This window comes from Streptomyces sp. NPDC001933 (genome assembly GCF_042890955.1).
GTDB lineage: Bacteria > Actinomycetota > Actinomycetes > Streptomycetales > Streptomycetaceae > Streptomyces.
Genome location: NZ_JBIASS010000011.1, coordinates 21,649 through 40,225, shown reverse-complemented (window position 1 = coordinate 40,225; position 18,577 = coordinate 21,649). Strand labels below are relative to the sequence as shown.

Annotated in this window: 14 protein-coding genes; 7 read left to right on the top strand and 7 right to left on the bottom strand. The window is 71.3% G+C overall.

Annotated elements, in window-relative coordinates; translation table 11 throughout:
* Positions 1-87 precede the first annotated feature (87 nt).
* From ACFYY7_RS25415 to ACFYY7_RS25395, 5 genes are all read left to right on the top strand, one after another.
* Positions 88-1,851, top strand: a complete 1,764-nt coding sequence (locus ACFYY7_RS25415; protein ID WP_388664796.1) for a BCCT family transporter — start codon at positions 88-90, stop codon at positions 1,849-1,851.
* 81 nt (positions 1,852-1,932) lie between these two features.
* Positions 1,933-3,570, top strand: a complete 1,638-nt coding sequence (locus ACFYY7_RS25410) for an ABC-F family ATP-binding cassette domain-containing protein (protein ID WP_388664794.1) — start codon at positions 1,933-1,935, stop codon at positions 3,568-3,570.
* A 242-nt stretch (positions 3,571-3,812) separates the two neighbouring features.
* Positions 3,813-5,288, top strand: coding sequence for a chlorohydrolase family protein (locus tag ACFYY7_RS25405; protein ID WP_388664792.1), 1,476 nt, complete (start codon positions 3,813-3,815; stop codon positions 5,286-5,288).
* Complete coding sequence (locus ACFYY7_RS25400; protein ID WP_388664790.1) at positions 5,285-5,944, top strand: GntR family transcriptional regulator; 660 nt, start codon at positions 5,285-5,287, stop codon at positions 5,942-5,944. The genes ACFYY7_RS25405 and ACFYY7_RS25400 overlap by 4 nt, the downstream gene beginning before the upstream one ends.
* 82 nt (positions 5,945-6,026) lie before the next feature.
* On the top strand, positions 6,027-7,235 hold the full coding sequence (locus ACFYY7_RS25395) for an amidohydrolase family protein (protein ID WP_388664788.1): 1,209 nt from the start codon (positions 6,027-6,029) through the stop codon (positions 7,233-7,235).
* 69 nt (positions 7,236-7,304) lie between these two features.
* Here ACFYY7_RS25395 and ACFYY7_RS25390 read toward each other — a convergent pair whose 3' ends face one another.
* From ACFYY7_RS25390 to ACFYY7_RS25360, 7 genes are all read right to left on the bottom strand, one after another.
* Complete coding sequence (locus tag ACFYY7_RS25390; protein WP_388664786.1) at positions 7,305-8,357, bottom strand: ABC transporter ATP-binding protein; 1,053 nt, start codon at positions 8,355-8,357, stop codon at positions 7,305-7,307.
* Positions 8,354-9,430, bottom strand: a complete 1,077-nt coding sequence (locus ACFYY7_RS25385; protein ID WP_388664784.1) for an ABC transporter ATP-binding protein — start codon at positions 9,428-9,430, stop codon at positions 8,354-8,356. The genes ACFYY7_RS25390 and ACFYY7_RS25385 overlap by 4 nt, the downstream gene beginning before the upstream one ends.
* Complete coding sequence (locus ACFYY7_RS25380) at positions 9,427-10,338, bottom strand: ABC transporter permease (protein WP_388664782.1); 912 nt, start codon at positions 10,336-10,338, stop codon at positions 9,427-9,429. The genes ACFYY7_RS25385 and ACFYY7_RS25380 overlap by 4 nt, the downstream gene beginning before the upstream one ends.
* Positions 10,335-11,306: an ABC transporter permease gene (locus ACFYY7_RS25375; RefSeq protein ID WP_388664780.1), complete on the bottom strand. Its 972-nt coding sequence runs from the start codon at positions 11,304-11,306 to the stop codon at positions 10,335-10,337. The genes ACFYY7_RS25380 and ACFYY7_RS25375 overlap by 4 nt, the downstream gene beginning before the upstream one ends.
* Entirely contained in the window at positions 11,306-12,916 is a 1,611-nt protein-coding gene (locus tag ACFYY7_RS25370) for an ABC transporter substrate-binding protein (protein WP_388664778.1), read from the bottom strand. Before ACFYY7_RS25370 ends, ACFYY7_RS25375 begins: the two co-directional genes overlap by 1 nt.
* A gap of 372 nt (positions 12,917-13,288) precedes the next feature.
* On the bottom strand, positions 13,289-15,697 hold the full coding sequence (locus ACFYY7_RS25365; RefSeq protein WP_388664776.1) for a Tex family protein: 2,409 nt from the start codon (positions 15,695-15,697) through the stop codon (positions 13,289-13,291).
* 221 nt (positions 15,698-15,918) lie between these two features.
* Positions 15,919-16,782, bottom strand: coding sequence for a hypothetical protein (locus tag ACFYY7_RS25360; protein ID WP_388664774.1), 864 nt, complete (start codon positions 16,780-16,782; stop codon positions 15,919-15,921).
* A gap of 134 nt (positions 16,783-16,916) precedes the next feature.
* On the opposite strand from ACFYY7_RS25360, the gene ACFYY7_RS25355 reads away from it, so the two are divergent.
* Both ACFYY7_RS25355 and ACFYY7_RS25350 read left to right on the top strand, forming a co-directional pair.
* Positions 16,917-17,879 (top strand): GlxA family transcriptional regulator, encoded by a 963-nt coding sequence (locus ACFYY7_RS25355; protein ID WP_388664772.1) that lies wholly within the window; start codon positions 16,917-16,919, stop codon positions 17,877-17,879.
* Positions 17,880-17,940: 61 nt separating this feature from the next.
* On the top strand, positions 17,941-18,576 hold the full coding sequence (locus tag ACFYY7_RS25350; RefSeq protein ID WP_388664770.1) for a DJ-1/PfpI family protein: 636 nt from the start codon (positions 17,941-17,943) through the stop codon (positions 18,574-18,576).
* The last annotated feature ends 1 nt before the right edge of the window (position 18,577 follow it).

Below are 18,577 nucleotides of genomic sequence, written 5' to 3'. Positions count from 1 at the left end.
CACCGCTTGTTGGTCCACGGGAGTGAGCGCTGCGTGTGGTAGTGCCTACGGAGAGCGAACAAATTGCTTCCGTGAAAGGTGCCATCCGTGTCGCAGGACGAACAGAGAACGGGCGACCGGGGGGACCTGCCGGTGACGGCGGACCTCCCCGGTGACCCGGCCCAGAACCGGCACCCCACGACGGACCGGGTGGTGTTCGGCGTCACCGCCGCGTTCACCCTCGCCTTCGTGGTCTGGGGAGCCACCGCCACCGACTCGCTGCAGAACATCTCCAGCGCCATGCTCAACGGGCTGATTCACAACGGCGGTTGGGCCTTCATGCTCGCCGCGTCCGGCTTCGTGGTCTTCGCCCTCTGGCTCGCCGTCAGCCGCTACGGCAAGATCGCCCTCGGCCAGGAGGGGGAGGAGCCCGAATTCCGGACCGTGTCCTGGGTCGCCATGATGTTCAGCGCGGGCATGGGAATCGGTCTGATGTTCTACGGGGTGAGCGAGCCGCTCGCGCACTTCATCAGCCCGCCGCCCGGCACCCATCCCGCCGATGCCGCCGAAGCGATGCAGACGGCGATGGCCACCACCCTCTTCCACTGGACGCTCCACCCCTGGGCGATCTACGCCGTGGTCGGTCTGGCCATCGCGTACAGCACCTTCCGCCGGCGCCGCCGGCAGACGATCAGCGCAGTCTTCGAGCCGCTCATCGGAGCCCGGCACGCCCACGGCGGTCTCGGCCGGCTGATCGACATCCTCGCCATCTTCGCGACCCTCTTCGGCTCCGCCGCGTCACTGGGCCTGGGCGCCCTCCAGATCGGCAGCGGCTTCCACGAGCTGCACTGGAGGGAGAAGACCGGCACCGGGCTCCTGGTCCTGATCATCGCCGTGCTGACCGTGGCCTTCGTCGCCTCGGCGGCTTCCGGTGTCGAAAAGGGCATCCAGTGGCTCTCCAACACCAATATGGTGCTCGCCCTGATCCTCGCCGTCTTCGTCTTCATCGCGGGCCCCACCATCATCGTGCTCGACCTGCTGCCCACCTCGATCGCCGCCTACTTCGGCAATCTGGCCCAGCTCGCCGGACGCACCGAGGCGACCGGCAAGGGCGACGTCGCCGAGTGGCTCGGCAACTGGACCGTCTTCTACTGGGCCTGGTGGATCTCCTGGACGCCCTTCGTCGGCATGTTCATCGCCCGGATCAGCCGCGGCCGGACGATCCGCCAGTTCATCGGCGGCGTCATCCTGGTGCCCAGCACCGTCAGCCTGGTGTGGTTCGCGATCTTCGGCGGTACGGCGATCAAACTCCAGGAGGCCGGCAAGCTCGGCGGCGCCGTCACCCAGGAGGCACAGCTCTTCGGAGTGCTCCAGCAGTTCCCGCTCGCCACGGTGATGAGCCTGGTGGTGATGATCCTGGTCGGCATCTTCTTCGTCTCGGGAGCCGACGCCGCCTCCATCGTGATGGGCACGCTCTCCCAGAAGGGCATCCTCGAACCCGCCAAGTGGGTCGTCGTCTTCTGGGGCGTGGTCACCGGAGCCGTGGCCGCGATCATGCTGCTCATCGGCAACGGAAAGGGCGACGCGCTCGCCGGACTCCAGAACCTGACGATCCTGGTCGCCGCGCCGTTCACCGTCGTCATGATCGGCATGTGCGTGGCGCTGATGCGGGACCTGCGCCAGGACCCGCTGATCGTGCGGCGCGAATTCGGTGTGGAGGCCGTCGAATCAGCGGTCATCGAAGGGCACGCGAAGTACGCCGGTGACTTCGAGATCCGGATCGGTCCGGGCGGCAGCCAGGTCACCACCGGGCTCCACCAGGACCACGGACCGGAACCGGACTCCTCCGGCGCGGACGGACCGGCCGGCTGACGGCCGGAGCACCCGCCGCCCGGCCGGAGCGCGACCGGCCGGGCGGTCCGGCCCCCGGCGCCGATTAGGATCGACACCCTGATGACTGCCACCCTCGTCGCCAAGGACCTCGCCGCCGGACACGGCGACCGCACACTCTTCGCCGGACTCGACCTCGTCGTCGCGCCCGGTGACGTGATCGGTCTCGTCGGAGTCAACGGCGCCGGAAAATCGTCACTGCTCCGGCTCCTCGCCGGGCTCGACCGGCCGGAGGAGGGCGAGCTGCGGCTCTCCCCGCCGACCGCCACCGTCGGCCACCTCCCGCAGGAGCCGGAACGGCGGGCCGGCGAGACCGTGCGGGAGTTCCTGGCCCGCCGCACCGGCGTCGCCCAGGCCCAGGCCGCCATGGACGAGGCCACGCAGGGCCTCGTCGACGGGACGCCGGGTGCGGACGACGCGTACTCCGAGACGCTGGAACGCTGGCTGGCCCTCGGCGGCGCCGACCTGGACGAGCGCGCCGAGGAGGTCGCAGCCGAGCTCGGGCTGACCGTCGGCCTCGACCTGCCGATGACCGCCCTCTCCGGCGGCCAGGCCGCCCGCGCTGGCCTCGCCTCCCTGCTGCTCTCCCGCTACGACGTCTTCCTGCTCGACGAGCCCACCAACGACCTCGACCTGGACGGCCTGGAGCGGCTGGAGCGCTATGTCTCGGGGCTCCGCGCGGGCACCGTGGTCATCAGCCACGACCGCGAATTCCTGATGCGCACGGTCACCAAGGTCCTCGAACTGGATCTGGCCCAGCAGCAGATCAATCTGTACGGCGGCGGCTACGCGGCCTACCTGGAGGAGCGCGAGCGCGCCCGCAGGCACGCCCGCGAGGAGTTCGAGGAGTACGCCGACAAGCGCACCGCTCTCGAAGGGCGCGCCCAGATGCAGCGCTCCTGGATGGACAAGGGCGTCAAGAACGCCCGCCGCAAGGCCACCGACTCCGACAAGCTCGGACGCAAGTTCCGCAGCGAGTCGAGCGAGAAGCAGGCCGCGAAGGCCCGGCAGACCCAGCGCATGATCGAACGGCTCGACGTCGTCGAGGAACCGCGCAAGGAATGGGAACTGCGGATGGAGATCGCCGCCGCACCCCGCTCCGGCTCGGTCGTGGCCACCCTGCGCGAAGCGCAGGCCGTACGCGGTGACTTCGCCTTCGGCCCGGCGTCGCTGCAGATCGACTGGGCGGACCGGGTCGCCATCACCGGCGCCAACGGAGCGGGCAAGTCCACCCTGCTCGCCGCCCTGCTCGGCCGCCTCCCGCTGGACTCCGGCCACGCCGCGCTCGGCTCGGGCGTGGTGGTCGGCGAGGTCGACCAGGCGCGCAAGCTCTTCCACGGCTCGGAATCGCTCCTGGAGGCGTTCTGCGCCGCCGTGCCCGACACCGAACCGGCCGAAGTGCGCACGCTGCTCGCCAAGTTCGGCCTGCGCGCCGACCATGTGATGCGCCCCGCCACGACGCTCTCCCCCGGGGAGCGCACCCGGTCGGCGCTCGCCCTGCTCCAGGGCAGGGGCGTCAACCTCCTGGTGCTCGACGAGCCCACGAACCACCTCGATCTGCCCGCGATCGAGCAGCTGGAATCCGCGCTCGACTCGTACACCGGAACGCTTCTTCTGGTCACGCACGACCGGCGGATGCTGGAAGCGGTACGGACCACCCGGCGGGTCGAAGTCGCGGCGGGAAGGGTGACGGAGCTCTGAGCCCCGCACCGGGCCGTCGCCGACGGCTTGGTAGTCGGGGGCCGGACGAACAGTCACCCCTCCTGGTATCCCAAAAGGATCGCATTTCCCGATTCCGAACCTCTGTCCGTCGGGTCATTTCCGGCATGGTGCCCACATTCCTCGGCGGTGGCGGAATTTGGTATGCCAAGTGCTAGTGTCGGCACAGCCAAGGACCGCCGTCCGGCCTCTACGGCCCCGACACCGCATCCGCAGGAGGCCCCGTGCGTACCCGCTGGCGCGCCACCCACATCCTCGCCCACCGCGAAGGCGGGCACGCGCTGCTGCGCGACGGCGAGATCGTCTGGGACGGCGACACGATCGTGTACGTCGGCAGGCGATACCACGGCCCGGTGGACGAAGAACTGGACCTCGGCGAGGCACTGGTGATGCCGGGCCTCATCGACCTGGACGCCCTCACCGACATCGACCACCTCGTCCTGGACTCCTGGGCGTCGCAGGAGACCGGCGGCGGACTCCTCTGGTCGCAGGAGTACTTCACCGACCGGCGCCATGACGTCTTCACACCGGCGGAGCGGGCCACCGTACGCGAGTACGCGCTCGTCCAGCTCGCGCTGCACGGCATCACCACCTACATGCCCATCGCCTCGGAGGTCCACAGCGCCTGGGCCGAGCCGTACGACGAGCTCGTCGACATGGCGGAGACCTCCAGGCGGATCGGCCTGCGGGGCTATCTGGGGCCCGCCTACCGCTCCGGCGTCAATGTGACGCTGCCCGACGGCAGCCGCGGCGTCGAGTTCGACGAGGGCCGCGGCCGGGACGGGCTCCGGGACGCCGTGCGCTTCCTCGACCACGCGGCCGCACTGGACGACCCGCTGGTCAACGGTGTGCTGCTGCCGTGCCGCATCGAGACCCTCACCGACGAGCTCATGCGGAAGACCGCCGACGTCGCTCTCCGCCGCGACGTCCTCGTACGGCTCCACTGCCTGCAGGGGACGACCGAACGGAACCTGGTGCGGGAGCTGCACGGCACCACCCCGCTCCAGCTGCTCGAACGCACCGGGCTGCTGGACACCCGGCTCCTCGTACCGCACGGCATCGTGATCGACCGGCATCCCGAGGTGCACGGCGAGGACCGCGGCGACCTGGCGACGCTCGCGGCGGCGGACGTCTCGGTCATCCACTGCCCGCAGACCTCCCTGCGCTACGGCCAGGTGCTGCACTCCTTCGGCGCGTACCGGCGGGCAGGCGTCAACCTCTGCCTGGGCACCGACTCCTTCCCGCCGGACCTGATCAGGGGCATGGACCTCGGCGTCCACCTCGCCAAGGTCGTCGACGGACGCGCGGACGCGGCGCCCGCCGAGCACTACGTCGAGGCGGCCACCCTCGGCGGCGCCCGCGCGCTGGGCCGCACCGACCTGGGCCGGCTGGAGCCGGGAGCCCAGGCGGACCTGGTCGCGTTCCGGCTGGAGGACATCCGCGACGGCGTCCAGGACGACCCCGTCCGCACCTTCCTGCTGAACGGCACCGCCCGGCAGGCCACCCACTCGGTCGTGGCGGGACGCCCGGTCATGACCGACAGCCGGATCCCCGGTATCGACCTGGTCAACCTGCGCCGGCGCGCGCAGAGCCTGTTCGACCGGATGCGCGAGGCGTACAGCGAGCGCGACGTGCTCCGGCGCGGCGCCCGGGAACTGTTCCCGCCGACGTTCCCGCCGTTCGAGGCGGGCCGCTCATGACTGGAGCCGGCACGTCCCACGTCGCGCACGCCGAGCGGACGATCCGTTCCCGCATCCTCGGCGGGGAGTACCCGCCGGGCTCGCGGCTGCGCGAACGCGAACTCTCCGACGCCCTGGGGGTGTCCCGCATTCCGGTCCGCGAAGCGCTCACCCGGCTGACGGGGGAGGGGCTCGTGCTGATCTCGCCGCGACGCGGCGCTTCCGTACGCAACCTCTCGCTCCGCGACGTGGCCGAACTCTTCGACCTCCGGCTGAGCCTGGAGGTGTTCGCCGCGCGCAGGGCCGCGGAGGCATGCGCCGCCGGCCGCGGCGGCGAGCGGCTGCGGGAACTCATGGAAGCGGCCGAGGACGCCACCCGGCGCGGCGACATGCAGAAGATCCCCGCCGCCAACACCGCCCTGCACGCGGAGATCGTCGCGATGACCGGGAACCGGCTGCTGCAGGACGCCCTGCAGCCGTCGCTCGGCCTGGTGCAGTGGCTGTTCACCCTCACCGGCGGCCTCGAACCGCGCGTCCAGTGCACCGAGCACCAGGACATCTGCGCCGCGATCCACGTGGGCAAGCCCGACCTGGCCGATGCCCTCGCCTACGCGCACATCGAGAGGGGCCGCGGCCCCTCCCTGGCCGCCCTGGCCGAGGTGCTTCCGGCCGAGTGACCGGCGGCGGCCGGACGACCGCCGCCGGACGACCCCCGCCGGAGAACCGCGCACCGGTGCCCGAGACAAGGAGATCCACCACATGCTGATCACGAATGTCCGTCCCTGGGGCGGCGAGCCGTGCGACATTGAGATCGAGAACGGCACGATAACGGCGCTCACCCCGCACGATCCGGACCGTGCCGTGACCGGCGACACCGTGGCAGGACGGGGACGGCTCGCCCTGCCGTCGTTCTCCGACGTCCACTGCCACCTGGACTCCACCCGAATCGGGCTGCCCTTCCGCCCGCACACCGGTGCCCCCGGCGTCTGGGCCATGACCATGAACGACCGCGCCCACTGGCGCGAGGACGAGTGGAGCGTCGCCGAGCGGGCCACGTACACCCTGGGCCGCATGATCGAGCGCGGCACGACCCGGGTCCGCAGCTACGCGCAGATCGACGCGGACTGCGGCCTGGAGCGGTTCGAGGGCGTGCTCGCCGCCAAGGAGGCGCACGCCGACCGGTGCGAGGTCGAGATCATGGCCTTCCCGCAGGCCGGTCTGCTCAAGGAGAAGGGCGTGCCGGAGCTGATGGACCGGGCGCTGTCCGCGGGCGCGGCCGTCGTCGGCGGCATCGACCCCTGCACCCTCGACCGGGACCCGGTGCGCCACCTGGACATCATCTTCGACCTCGCCGAGCGCCACCGGGCACCGGTCGACATCCACCTCCACGAGCCCGGTCCGCTGGGTGTGTTCAGCGTCGACCTGATCCTGGAGCGGGTGCGCGCCCTCGGCATGGCCGGCCAGGTGACGCTCTCGCACGCGTACGACCTCGGCGGTGTCGACGAGGCGACGACGCGCCGCCTGATCGAGGAGTTCGCCGAGCTGGACATCGCGATGGCGACCGTCGCCCCCGCGCAGCACCGGGCGCTGCCGCTGGCCGACCTGACGGCCGCCGGGGTGCGGGTCGGCCTCGGCGAGGACGGCCAGCGCGACTTCTGGTCGCCGTACGGCAACGGGGACATGCTGGACCGCACCTGGCAGCTGGCCTTCACCAACCGCTACCGCGCCGACGAACTGATCGAGCACTGCATGGCCGTCGCGAGCCGTGGCGGCGCCTCGATCCTGCACCCGCAGCTGCCGCGCCTGACCTCGGTGGCCGACCGGCCCGGCGTCTCGGCGGGCGACAGCGCCGACCTGCTGCTGGTCGAGGGCGAGACCGTGGTGTCCGCCGTGATGGACCGCAGCGGCGACCGCACGGTGCTGCACGCCGGCCGCGTCGTCGCGGACGGCCTGGAGCTGGTGGGCTGACCCCGGGACACACACGCCGGAGCCCGTCCACCACGAGGTGGACGGGCTCCGGCGTATCTGCCCCCGGTGTTACGCGGCTGCCTTCGCGGCATCCGGCACGGTGCCGTCGTCCGCCACGAGGTGGCACGCCACCTGGCGAGGGGCCGCGTCCGGACCGGCCTCCCCGGGCAGCGTGCGCAGCTCGGGCGACTGGGTACGGCACCGGTCGGTGGCCAGTGGGCACCGGGTGTGGAAGTGGCAGCCGGGCGGCGGGTCCAGCGGGCTGGGCAGATCACCGCCGAGCACGATCCGGCTGCGGCCCCGCTGTTCGGCCGGGTCGGGCACCGGCGCCGCGGACAGCAGCGCCTGGGTGTACGGGTGCTTCGGCGCGGCGAACAGCTCGGCCGCCGGGGCCTGTTCGACGATCCGGCCCAGGTACATCACCGCGATCCGGTCCGCCAGATACTCCACCGCCGCCAGGTCGTGCGTGATGAACAGGCAGCCGAAACCCCTCTCGCGCTGGAGGTCGGCGAGGAGATTGAGCACGGACGCCTGCACGGACACATCGAGCGCCGAGGTCGGCTCGTCGGCCACCAGCAGCGCGGGATCGACGGACAGCGCCCGTGCGATCGAGACGCGCTGACGCTGGCCCCCGGAGAGCTCGTGGGGGTTGCGGTCTGCCAGCTCGGGCCGCAGACCGACCTGGGCGAGCAGCTCGTCCACCCGCCGCGCGGCCTCGGCTCGGTCTGCCATGCCGTGCAACCGCAGCGGCTCCGCAATGATCTGACGGATCGTCATCCGAGGGTTGAGCGAGGACGACGGGTCCTGGAACACCAGGTGGAAGTCCTTGCGCAAGGGCCTCAGCGCACGCTGCGTGAGCGTGGTGACGTCCGTGCCGTTGATCTCGACGGTGCCGTCGGTCGGCCGGTCCAGGCGGACCACGCAGCGCCCCACGGTCGACTTGCCGCTCCCCGACTCCCCGACGAGGCCGACGACCTCACCGGGCAGGATCGTCAACGACACGCCGTCCACCGCCTTCACGGTGCCGCCGGCCCTGTCGAAGTGCCGCTTCAGGCCGCGTACGGCCAGCACCGGGGTGACGGTCCCCGCCGCGTCGGCGGGTGGGGTGAGGCTGGCGGTCATCGGACGGTTCCCTTGCTCGCATCGGGTCGGGACGTGGCGGCACCGGCCGAATCGGCCGGGTGGTAGCAGGCGATCAGATGGGTGCCCTCGGCCGGCCGCAGCGGGGGACGGCTCGTCAGGCAGTCCGCGTCGGCCGACGCGCACCGGGGGGCGAAACTGCATCCCGCAGGCTGCTCGCGCAGATCGGGCACCAGCCCGGGGATCTCGTTGAGCCGGGTCCGCCCTCCCGCACTCCGGCTGCCGGGCCGCAGCACGGCACCGAGCAGACCGCGGGTGTACGGGTGCTGCGGCGAGGCGAACAGCTCGTCCACCGAGGCCTGTTCGACCGGGCGGCCCGCGTACATCACCAGCACCCGGTCGGCGGTGTCCGCGACGACCCCGAGGTCGTGGGTGATCAGCACGATGGCCGTGCCGAGCCGGTCCCGCAGCGAGCGGAGCACATCGAGGATGCCCGCCTGCACCGTCACGTCGAGCGCGGTGGTCGGTTCGTCCGCGATCAGCACCGCGGGGTCGCACGCCACGGCGATCGCGATCATCACCCGCTGCCGCATGCCGCCGGAGAGCTGGTGCGGGTACTCGTCCACCCGCTTGTGGGGGGCCGGGATGCCGACGATGCCGAGCAGTTCGACGGCCCGTTCCCTGGCCTCGCTCCGGCTCAGTCCCTGGTGCCGGCGCAGCACCTCGGTGATCTGCCGTCCGATGGTGAGCACCGGATTGAGCGAGGTCATCGGCTCCTGGAAGATCATCGAGAGCCGGCGGCCGCGCAGCGAGCGCAGCTGTTTCTCCGGGGCGCCGACCAGTTCCTGGCCGTCGAGGGTGATCGACCCGCCGATCCGGGCGGTCGGCGGCAGCAGCCCCATCACGGCCATCGACGTGACGGACTTGCCGCACCCCGACTCGCCGACCACGGCCAGCACCTCGCCGGGGGCCAGGTCGTAGGAGACCCCGTCCACGGCGTGCACGGTGCGTTCCGCGCCGTGGAAGGAGACCGACAGGTCGCGCACCCGGAGCACCGGTGCCGGGTCGCCGCCGGTGGCGGGCGCGGGCGCGGCGGTCGTTTCGACTTCGGTCACCGGGTACCTCCGCGGGGGTCGAGGATGTCGCGTACGCCGTCACCGAGCAGGTTGAACGCCAGAGTGGCGAGCACGATGACCAGGCCGGGGAAGACCGCCATCCAGGGCGCGTCGGCGATGAACGGCTGGGCGCTGGAGAGCATCACGCCGAGCGAGGGAGAGGGCGGCTGCACCCCGAGGCCGAGGAAGCTGAGCACCGCCTCGCCGGTGATCGCGGACGGGATGCCGACGGTGGCCTGCACGATGAGCGTCGACGTGGCGTTCGGCAGGATGTGGCGGAACAGGATCACGCCGTCCCTGGCACCGTTGGCGACGGCCGCGCCGACGTAGTCCAGGTGCTTGAGCCGCAGGGTCTCGGCGCGGGTGACGCGGACGATCCCCGGGATCTGGGAGATGCCGATCGCGATGGTCGCGTTCGTCAGCGAGGGGCCCAGCACCGCGGCGAGCCCGACGGCCAGCACCAGGAACGGGAAGGCCAGCATGGTGTCGGTCAGCCGGGAGACCACCGTGTCGGCGAACCGGCCGTAGTAGCCGGCCACCAGCCCGAGCGGAACGGCGACGACGAAGGCCAGCAGTACCGACGCCACCCCGACCTGCATGGACGCGGTGACGCCCACCAGCACCCGGGACAGCTGGTCGCGGCCCAGGTCGTCGGTGCCGAGCCAGTGCGACCAGCTCGGTTCGGCCAGCGCGGCGCCGAAGTCCGGCCGGGCCGGGTCGTACGGGGCCAGCAGCGACGAGAAGAGCGCGACGAGCACGAGCACCGCGGCGAGCACCGCGCCGACCAGTGCCAGCCGGTTGCGGCGCAGCCGGCGCAGGGTGGTGGTCAGCCGCGCGACGCGGCCCGAGGAGGGCCGTGCGGCGGGGGCGGCGGCCGTCGGCGGCGCGGGGGACGGGGCGAGGGTCATCGGGAACCTCCGAGCCGGATGCGCGGGTCGACCACGGAGTACAGGAAGTCGACGAGCAGGTTGATCAGGATGTAGGCGGCCGAGGTGAACAGCACGACGCCCTGGACCATCGCGTAGTCGCGGGTGAAGACCGCGTCGATGGTGAGCTTGCCGAAGCCGGGCAGGACGAAGACCTGTTCGGTGACGACGGCGCCGGAGATCAGATGGCCCAGTTGCAGGCCGAGCACGGTGATCACGGTGACGAGCGAGTTGCGCAGCCCGTGCCGGCCGATCACGGCGGCCGGGGCCAGCCCCTTGGCCCGCGCGGTGCGCACGTAGTCCGAGGACATCGCGTCGATCATCGCGGCTCTTGTCTGGCGCATCACCACCGCCGCGAGGCCGGAGCCCAGCACCACGGCCGGCAGCACCAGACGGCGCAGGTTCTCCAGGGGATCCGCGCTGAACGGCACGAATCCGGAGGCCGCGAAGACGGGCATGGCGATGGCGAAGGCCAGCACCAGCACGATGCCGAGCCAGAAGGAGGGCACCGACATGCCGAGCAGGGCGATGCCGTTGACCAGCCATTCCTCCGGCTTGCCGCGCCGGACGGCCGCCATCACACCGGCGCCGATGCCGACGACCACGGCCATCAGCAGGGACAGCGCGGCCAGCTCGAGGGTGATGGGCAGTGCCTGGGTGATGGAGTCCAGCACGGGAAGCCCGGTACGGGCCGAGGTGCCGAAGTCACCGGTGGCCGCGTGGCTGACGTAACGCCAGTACTGGACCGCGATGTTGTCGTTGAGCCCGTACTCCTCGCGGATCGCGGCCAGGACCTCCGGGGAGGTCTGCTCACCGGCGAGGGCCTGGGCGGTGTCGCCGGGCATCGCTCGGACCCCGAGGAACACGGTGATGCTCACCAGCACCATGGTCACCAGAGACATGCCGATCCGGCGGCTCACGTACGACGTGAGCAGTCTGCGCAGGTTCATCACCGGCTCGCCTTCGTGTAGCCGGCTTCCTTGACCTTGATCAGGCCGTCACCGGAGAGCTTGATCCCGCTGACGTCCTTCGAGGCGGAGACGTAGTTGATGTTCCGGTAGAGGTAGATGACGCCGTGCTGCTTGTTGATCGCGACGGTGAGCTTCCGGTAGATCTCGCGGCGTTCGGCGACGTCGGAGGTGCTGCGGCCCTCGACGATCAGCCGGTCGATCGTCGGGTCCGAGATCTTGCCCTGGTTGTTGCTGCCCTTGGTGCCGACGAGGCTGTCGATGTTGCCCGCCGGATCCGGCTGACCGCCCCAGCCACCGGTACGCGCCTCGAAGTCGCCCGCGAGGGTGCGGGTGAGCCCGGTGGCGAACTCGGTGGGCCGCAGGGTGACCTCGAAACCGGCGTCGGCCGCCATGGCCTGGATGACCTGTCCCATACGGCTGTCGTCCGGAGTGGTGTTGATCATCAGCTCCAGCGGTACCGGGGTCTTCACCCCGGCCTCCTTCAGCAGTCGCTCGGCCTTCGCCACATCCCGCTTCGGGCAGGTGAGGGGAGTGCTGAGCGGGGTGCCCGGCGGGACGGGGCCGCAGGCCGGCTCGTACATGCCCTGGAAGACCAGCTTGTTGATCAGCTCGCGGTCCAGCGACAGGTCGAACGCCTCGCGCACCCGCACATCGCGCCCGAAGGGCGTGTCGACGGGGCCGGGGTCCTCGGCGATGCCGTTCGCGTTGCCGACGTTCAGGGTGAGGGCCATGTAGCCGAGCGACGGGGTGTTGAGGAGCTGGAGGTCCTTCTCGCCCAGGGAGTTGCGTACCTCGACCGGGCCCATCTGGTCGCCGATCTGGACGTCGCCGGACCGGATGTTGGCCATCCGGATGTTGCCGTCGGTGATCGTCTTGTAGATGACGCGGTCGAGATGGACCTTGTCCGCGTCGTAGTACAGCGGGTCCTTCGTCAGCTCGATCCGGTCGCCGACGACCCGCTTGTCGTACTTGAACGGGGCGACGCACGACGGATGGGTGGCGAAGTCCCGGCCGTACTTCTTGAGCGCCTTCGGGGACATGATCAGCCCGGCGGTGTTGGCCAGCCGGCCCAGCAGCGGGACATCGGGATGGCTCAGCGAGAGCCGCACGGTGTAGGGACCGATCGCCGTGACCTGCTGTACGGAGTCGATCTCGGACGCGCGCCCGGATCCGCGCAGATGCAGGTGCCGGTCGAGCGAGGTCTTCACCGCCGCGGCGTCCAGCCGGGCGCCGTCGCTGAACCTGGCGTCCTTGCGGACGTCGAAGGTGAAGGTCCTGCCGCCGTCGGTGATCTTCGGCATCGAGGCGGCGAGCTGCGGTACGAACTTGTTGTCCTGGTCGACGTCGTAGAGCTGTTCGCACATGGACGAGAACACGGTGCGGGCGACCAGGGTGGCGGTCAGGCTCGGGTCCAGCATGTCGGGATCGGACTTCAGCCCGATCGTGACCGTGCCCCCGTCGCGCACGGGGCGCATGTCGGTGAGCCGCGCCTGGGCGGCCGCCTCTTTGCCGGGGGGAGAGAGCGAGCTGCACGCGGTGGTGATCGCCAACAGCGCGGCCACCGAGAGAGTGGCCGGAATACGACGCACGGGAACAAGCCTCCTTCAGGACGGCAGGACGGCAGGACTGCAGAAACGGCAGGGCTCCCGGACGAGTGCCGGTGCGGGTGCACGTTGAGGCGCAACGGTATACCAATGGGATGTGGCGTCAACCGGAATATGTGATGCCGTTTCCTCTGTCGTGATCGAACGCCCTGGATATAAGGGGCAAGGCGCCCCATGCGGTGTCGGCCTTTACTTTTGCCTGAGACCTTTTTGGTATACCGATAAGGTAAGTGTGGGGTGTGATCCGGGGTGTACTCACCGGACCGTGAGGGGGAGAGGGAAAGAGAAGGGCGGGGGGGGGGGGGGGGCCCCCCCCCCCCCCCCCCCCCCCCCCCCCCGGTACTGCTGCCGCTGCGGCTACCGCCTCCGGCCGCCCTGGTTCGGGTCCGCCAATCCGGCCCGGCGCAGTGCGTCGGCCATCGCGCTGTTCACCGGCGCCGGCGCCTGCCGGGCGGAGCCGCCACCGCCGCCACCGCGCCGGTCGCGGTCCTGGCCGCCCTGACCCTGGCGCTGCCTCGGCGGCCGGCCGCCCTGGCTGCCGCGCTCACCCCGCTCGCGCCGCTGGCCGCCGCCCTGGGAGCCCGCACCGGCCGCGGCCTCGTCGTCCAGCCGCAGCGTCAGCGAGATCCGCTTCCGAGGCACATCGACGTCCATGACCTTGACCTTCACGATGTCGCCCGGCTTCACGACGTCCCTCGGGTCCTTCACGAACGTCCGCGACATCGCCGACACATGCACCAGGCCGTCCTGGTGCACACCGATGTCCACGAACGCGCCGAACGCCGCGACATTGGTGACGACGCCCTCCAGCACCATGCCGGACGCCAGATCACCGATCTTCTCGACGCCCTCCTTGAAGGTGGCCGTCTTGAACGCGGGCCGCGGGTCGCGCCCCGGCTTCTCCAGCTCCCTCAGGATGTCGGAGACCGTCGGCAGACCGAACTTCTCGTCCACGAAGTCGTCCGCCCGCAGCGAGCGCAGCACCCCCGTGTTGCCGATCAGCGAGGCGACGTCGCCGCCGGTCCGCTTCACCATCGCCCGCACCACCGGATACGCCTCCGGGTGCACGCTCGACGCGTCCAGCGGATCGTCGCCCCGGATGCGCAGGAAGCCCGCGCACTGCTCGTACGCCTTGGGGCCCAGCCGTGCCACGTCCTTGAGCGCCCTGCGGGACCGGAAGGGGCCATTGGTGTCGCGGTGCGCGACGATGTTCTCCGCGAGCCCCGAGCCGATCCCCGAAACCCGCGAAAGCAGCGGCGCGGACGCGGTGTTGACGTCGACGCCGACACCGTTCACACAGTCCTCGACGACCGCGTCCAGCGAGCGCGACAGCTTCACCTCGGACAGGTCGTGCTGGTACTGGCCGACCCCGATCGACTTGGGATCGATCTTCACCAGCTCGGCGAGCGGGTCCTGCAGCCGCCGCGCGATGGAGACCGCCCCGCGCAACGACACGTCCATGTCGGGGAGTTCCTGCGAGGCGAAGGCCGAAGCCGAGTAGACCGAGGCGCCGGCCTCGGAGACCATCACCTTGGTGAGCTTCAACTCCGGGTGCTTGTCGATGAGTTCACCGGCCAGCTTGTCGGTCTCCCGGGAGGCCGTGCCGTTGCCGATCGCGATCAGGTCGACGTCGTGCGCCTTCGCCAGCCGCTCCAGCGTGGCCAGCGACTGGTCCCACTTGTTGGCCGGGACGTGCGGGTGGATGACGTCCGTCGCGACGACCTTGCCGGTAGCGTCGACGACGGCGACCTTCACACCGGTACGGAAACCGGGGTCGAGCCCCAGCGTGGCCCGTGTCCCGGCCGGCGCGGCGAGCAGCAGATCGCGCAGGTTCGACGCGAAGACGCGTACTGCCTCGTCCTCCGCCGCGGTGCGCAGCCGCAGCCGCAGATCGATGCCGAGGTGCACCAGGATCCGGGTCCGCCACGCCCACCGCACGGTGTCGCCGAGCCACTTGTCGCCGGGGCGGCCGCGGTCGGCCACGCCGAAGCGCCGGGCGACCATGTTCTCGTACGTCGACGGGCCGGGCGTCTCGGACGGCTCCTCCGGCTCCATGACCAGGTCGAGCACGTCCTCCTTCTCGCCCCGGAGCATCGCGAGCACCCGGTGCGAGGGCAGCGCGGTGAACGGCTCGGCGAAGTCGAAGTAGTCGGCGAACTTCGCGCCCGCCTCCTCCTTGCCGTCCCGCACCTTGGCCGCCAGCCGCCCGCGCGTCCACATGCGCTCACGCAGCTCACCGATCAGATCGGCGTCCTCGGAGAACCGCTCGGTGAGGATGGCGCGGGCCCCCTCCAGCGCCGCCGCACCGTCCGCGACGCCCTTGTCGGCGTCGACGAAGGCGGCGGCAGCGGCGAGCGGCTCCACCGACGGGTCCCCGAGCAGGCCGTCGGCGAGCGGTTCGAGCCCCGCCTCCCGGGCGATCTGCGCCTTGGTGCGCCGCTTGGGCTTGAACGGCAGATAGATGTCCTCAAGGCGCGCCTTGGTGTCGGCGGCCCGGATCTGCGCCTCCAGCGCCTCGTCCAGCTTGCCCTGCTCGCGCACCGAGTCGAGGATCGCCGTCCGGCGGTCCTCCAGCTCCCGCAGATACCGCAGCCGCTCCTCCAATGTGCGCAGCTGCGCGTCGTCGAGCATCTCGGTCGCTTCCTTGCGGTAGCGCGCGATGAACGGCACGGTCGACCCGCCGTCGAGCAGCTCGACGGCCGCCTTCACCTGCCGTTCGCGTACGCCGAGCTCCTCGGCGATCCTGCCTTCGATGGACGTCGTCACGGTTCTACCGACTCGCCTTCTCGTACTGGCTCTACTGGCTGTGCTTGCCGGGGCCGGGGCCTTTCGTTTGGATCATGCCGGGCTCGCGTGCCCCGGTGCCTGATCCGGCCTGATCCAAACGAAAGGCCCCAGGCCCCTTCGCCTGCATTGTGCCGGGTGGCCGGGCGCCGTGTCGCCCGGCCACCCCAGGGCCTGTCGTACGGATCTGGCGGGGAGGTGGTTCAGTCCTTGCCCATCAGGCCGTCCGGGAACGCGCCCGCCGACGCCGCCGTGAACAGGAACCTGCGCCCCAGCTCGGTCAGCCGCTCCACGCCCTCGGCGCCCAGGTGCTCGTACGGTGCCGCGTCCATCCGGTCCGTGGCCTCCTCCAGCTCCGAGCGGAGCGCGACGCCGGCCTGCGTCAACTCGCCGCCGTCGTCCAGGAGTCCGCGCCCGCGCAGCCGCTCGCACGCCGCGTCCCAGTCGTCGCGGTGCCAGCCGCGGGTGGCGAGCACCCAGCGCGGGGACATTCCCTTGCCGGTCGCCGTGTGGCTGACCAGCGCCTCGAGCGGGTCGAGCCCGGCGGTCAGCAGCGCGGCGAGATGGCCGTCGCCGCGGTGTTCCCGCAGCAGTGTGCCGGCGTGCCAGTACGCCAGGTGCGGCTGCTCGGGCACCGGGAGATCGGCGTGGGCGGCGTAGAGCGGCCGGGCGTGTCGGGTGCACCCCTCGGCGGCGCGCAGTGCGAGCTCCGCCGCCTCGGCCAGTTCCGGGGAAGCGATGATCTCCTCGCCCAGCAGCCGGCGAAGGGTGGTGTCGGCGGCGCGCAGCCGGGCGTCCAGGACCGCCTGCGGCGAGGCGACGGACCACACGGCGGGCAGATGCCGGGCGACGAGGTCGTGGTTGAAGTTGTAGAACGCGGCGGTGACCGCGCCCGGTCCGACGGCACCCATCGCCGCCGAACGCGCGGCGAAGTAGGCGGCGTTCGAGTCGTCGATGCCGAGCTCCCCGAGCTCCTTTCCGAGGTCGGGCGAGAAGTAGACCGTCGAGTGCAGCGGGTTGATGGCGTTGTGGCAGCGGCGTCCGGCGCGCGGCGGCAGAGTACTCATGCGGGCACATTACCGACTGGTCGGTACGCGCGGTAACCCCGGTGCGGCACCCGGTTCCCGACCACCGCGCGATGGCAGGAAAGGTGGGTTCTTCGTCATTGCGGCCATCATCGGGGCCGAGCAGGATGGCGGTCATGACGCAGCGATCCGTACTCGTCGTCCTCTACGACGGCGTCCAGAGCCTCGATGTCACCGGGCCGGTGGAGGTCTTCGCCGGGGCCTCCCGTTTCCCCGGGGCCGGGTACGGACTGCGCACCGCCTCGCTCGACGGCGCCCCGGTCCGCACCTGCAGCGGCCTCGTCCTCGTCCCGGACAGCAGCCTCGCCGACGCCGGGCCGCCCCACACCCTGCTCGTCCCCGGCGGCGAGGGCACCCGCGACCCCGACCCGGCACTCGTCGACTGGCTGCGCGAACACGCCCCGCACGCCGAACGACTCGTCTCCGTCTGCACCGGCGCGCTGCTGCTCGCCGGGGCCGGACTGCTGGACGGGCACCGGGTGACCACGCACTGGACGGTCTGCGACCACCTCGCGCGCAACCACCCGGCCGTCGAGGTCGACCCGGACCCGATCTTCGTACGCGACGGCAGGCTCGCCACCTCCGCCGGGGTAACCGCCGGAATCGACCTGGCCCTCGCGCTGGTCGAGGAGGACCACGGCAGGGACATCGCGCTCACCGTCGCCCGGCACCTGGTGGTCTTTCTGCGCAGACCGGGCAACCAGGCCCAGTTCAGCGCCCAGCTCTCCGCCCAGACCGCCCGGCGCGAACCCCTGCGCGAGGTCCAGCACTGGATCACCGAGAACCCCGGCGAGGACCTCTGCGTCGAGGCGCTCGCCGCCCGCGCCCGCCTCTCGCCCCGGCACTTCGCGCGCGCCTTCCAGGCGGAGACGGGCCTCACGCCGGGCCGTTACGTCGACCGCGTACGGCTGGAACAGGCCCGCAGGCTGCTGGAGGACACCACCGACGGCGTCACCGGCATCTCGCGTACCTGCGGCTACGGCACCCCGGAGGCCATGCGCCGCGCGTTCATCAAGGCCCTGGGCACCGCGCCCGCCGAGTACCGCCGACGCTTCCGCATCCATCCCGCGGCCGGCTGACCGCCGACCCGCACTCGATCGACCGCGAACGTGAAATCGACGCGAACGTGAAAGGGAACCCATGCAGATCGCCATCGTCCTCTTCGACCGCTTCACCGCACTCGACGCGGTGGGCCCGCACGAAATGCTCGCTCGCACCCCCGGCGCCGAGACCGTCTTCGTCGCCGAACGGACCGGCCCCGTGCGCAACGACACCGACAGCCTCACGCTCGTCGCCGACAAGGCCTTCGCCGATGTGCCCGCGCCCGACGTGGTGGTGGTGCCCGGCGGCCCCGGTCAGCGCGACCAGATGGAGAACGAGACGCTGCTGGGCTGGCTGCGCGCCGCCGATGCCACCAGCACCTGGACCACCTCGGTCTGCACCGGCTCGCTGCTGCTCGCCGCGGCCGGACTGCTGACCGGCCGCCGGGCCACCTCGCACTGGCTCATGCTGGACGTACTGGAGGAACTCGGCGCCGAGCCGACCGGGGAGCGGGTCGTCATCGACGGCAAGTACGTCACCGCGGCGGGCGTCTCCTCCGGCATCGACATGGGCCTCACCCTGGCCGGCCGGATCGCGGGCGACGAGCACGCCCTGGCCGTACAGCTGCTGACCGAGTACGACCCGCAGCCGCCGTACGACGCGGGCTCCCCGGAGAAGGCCCCGGCGGCGATGGTCGAGAAGTTCCGTGCCCAGCGCCACTACCTCCTCCAGTAGC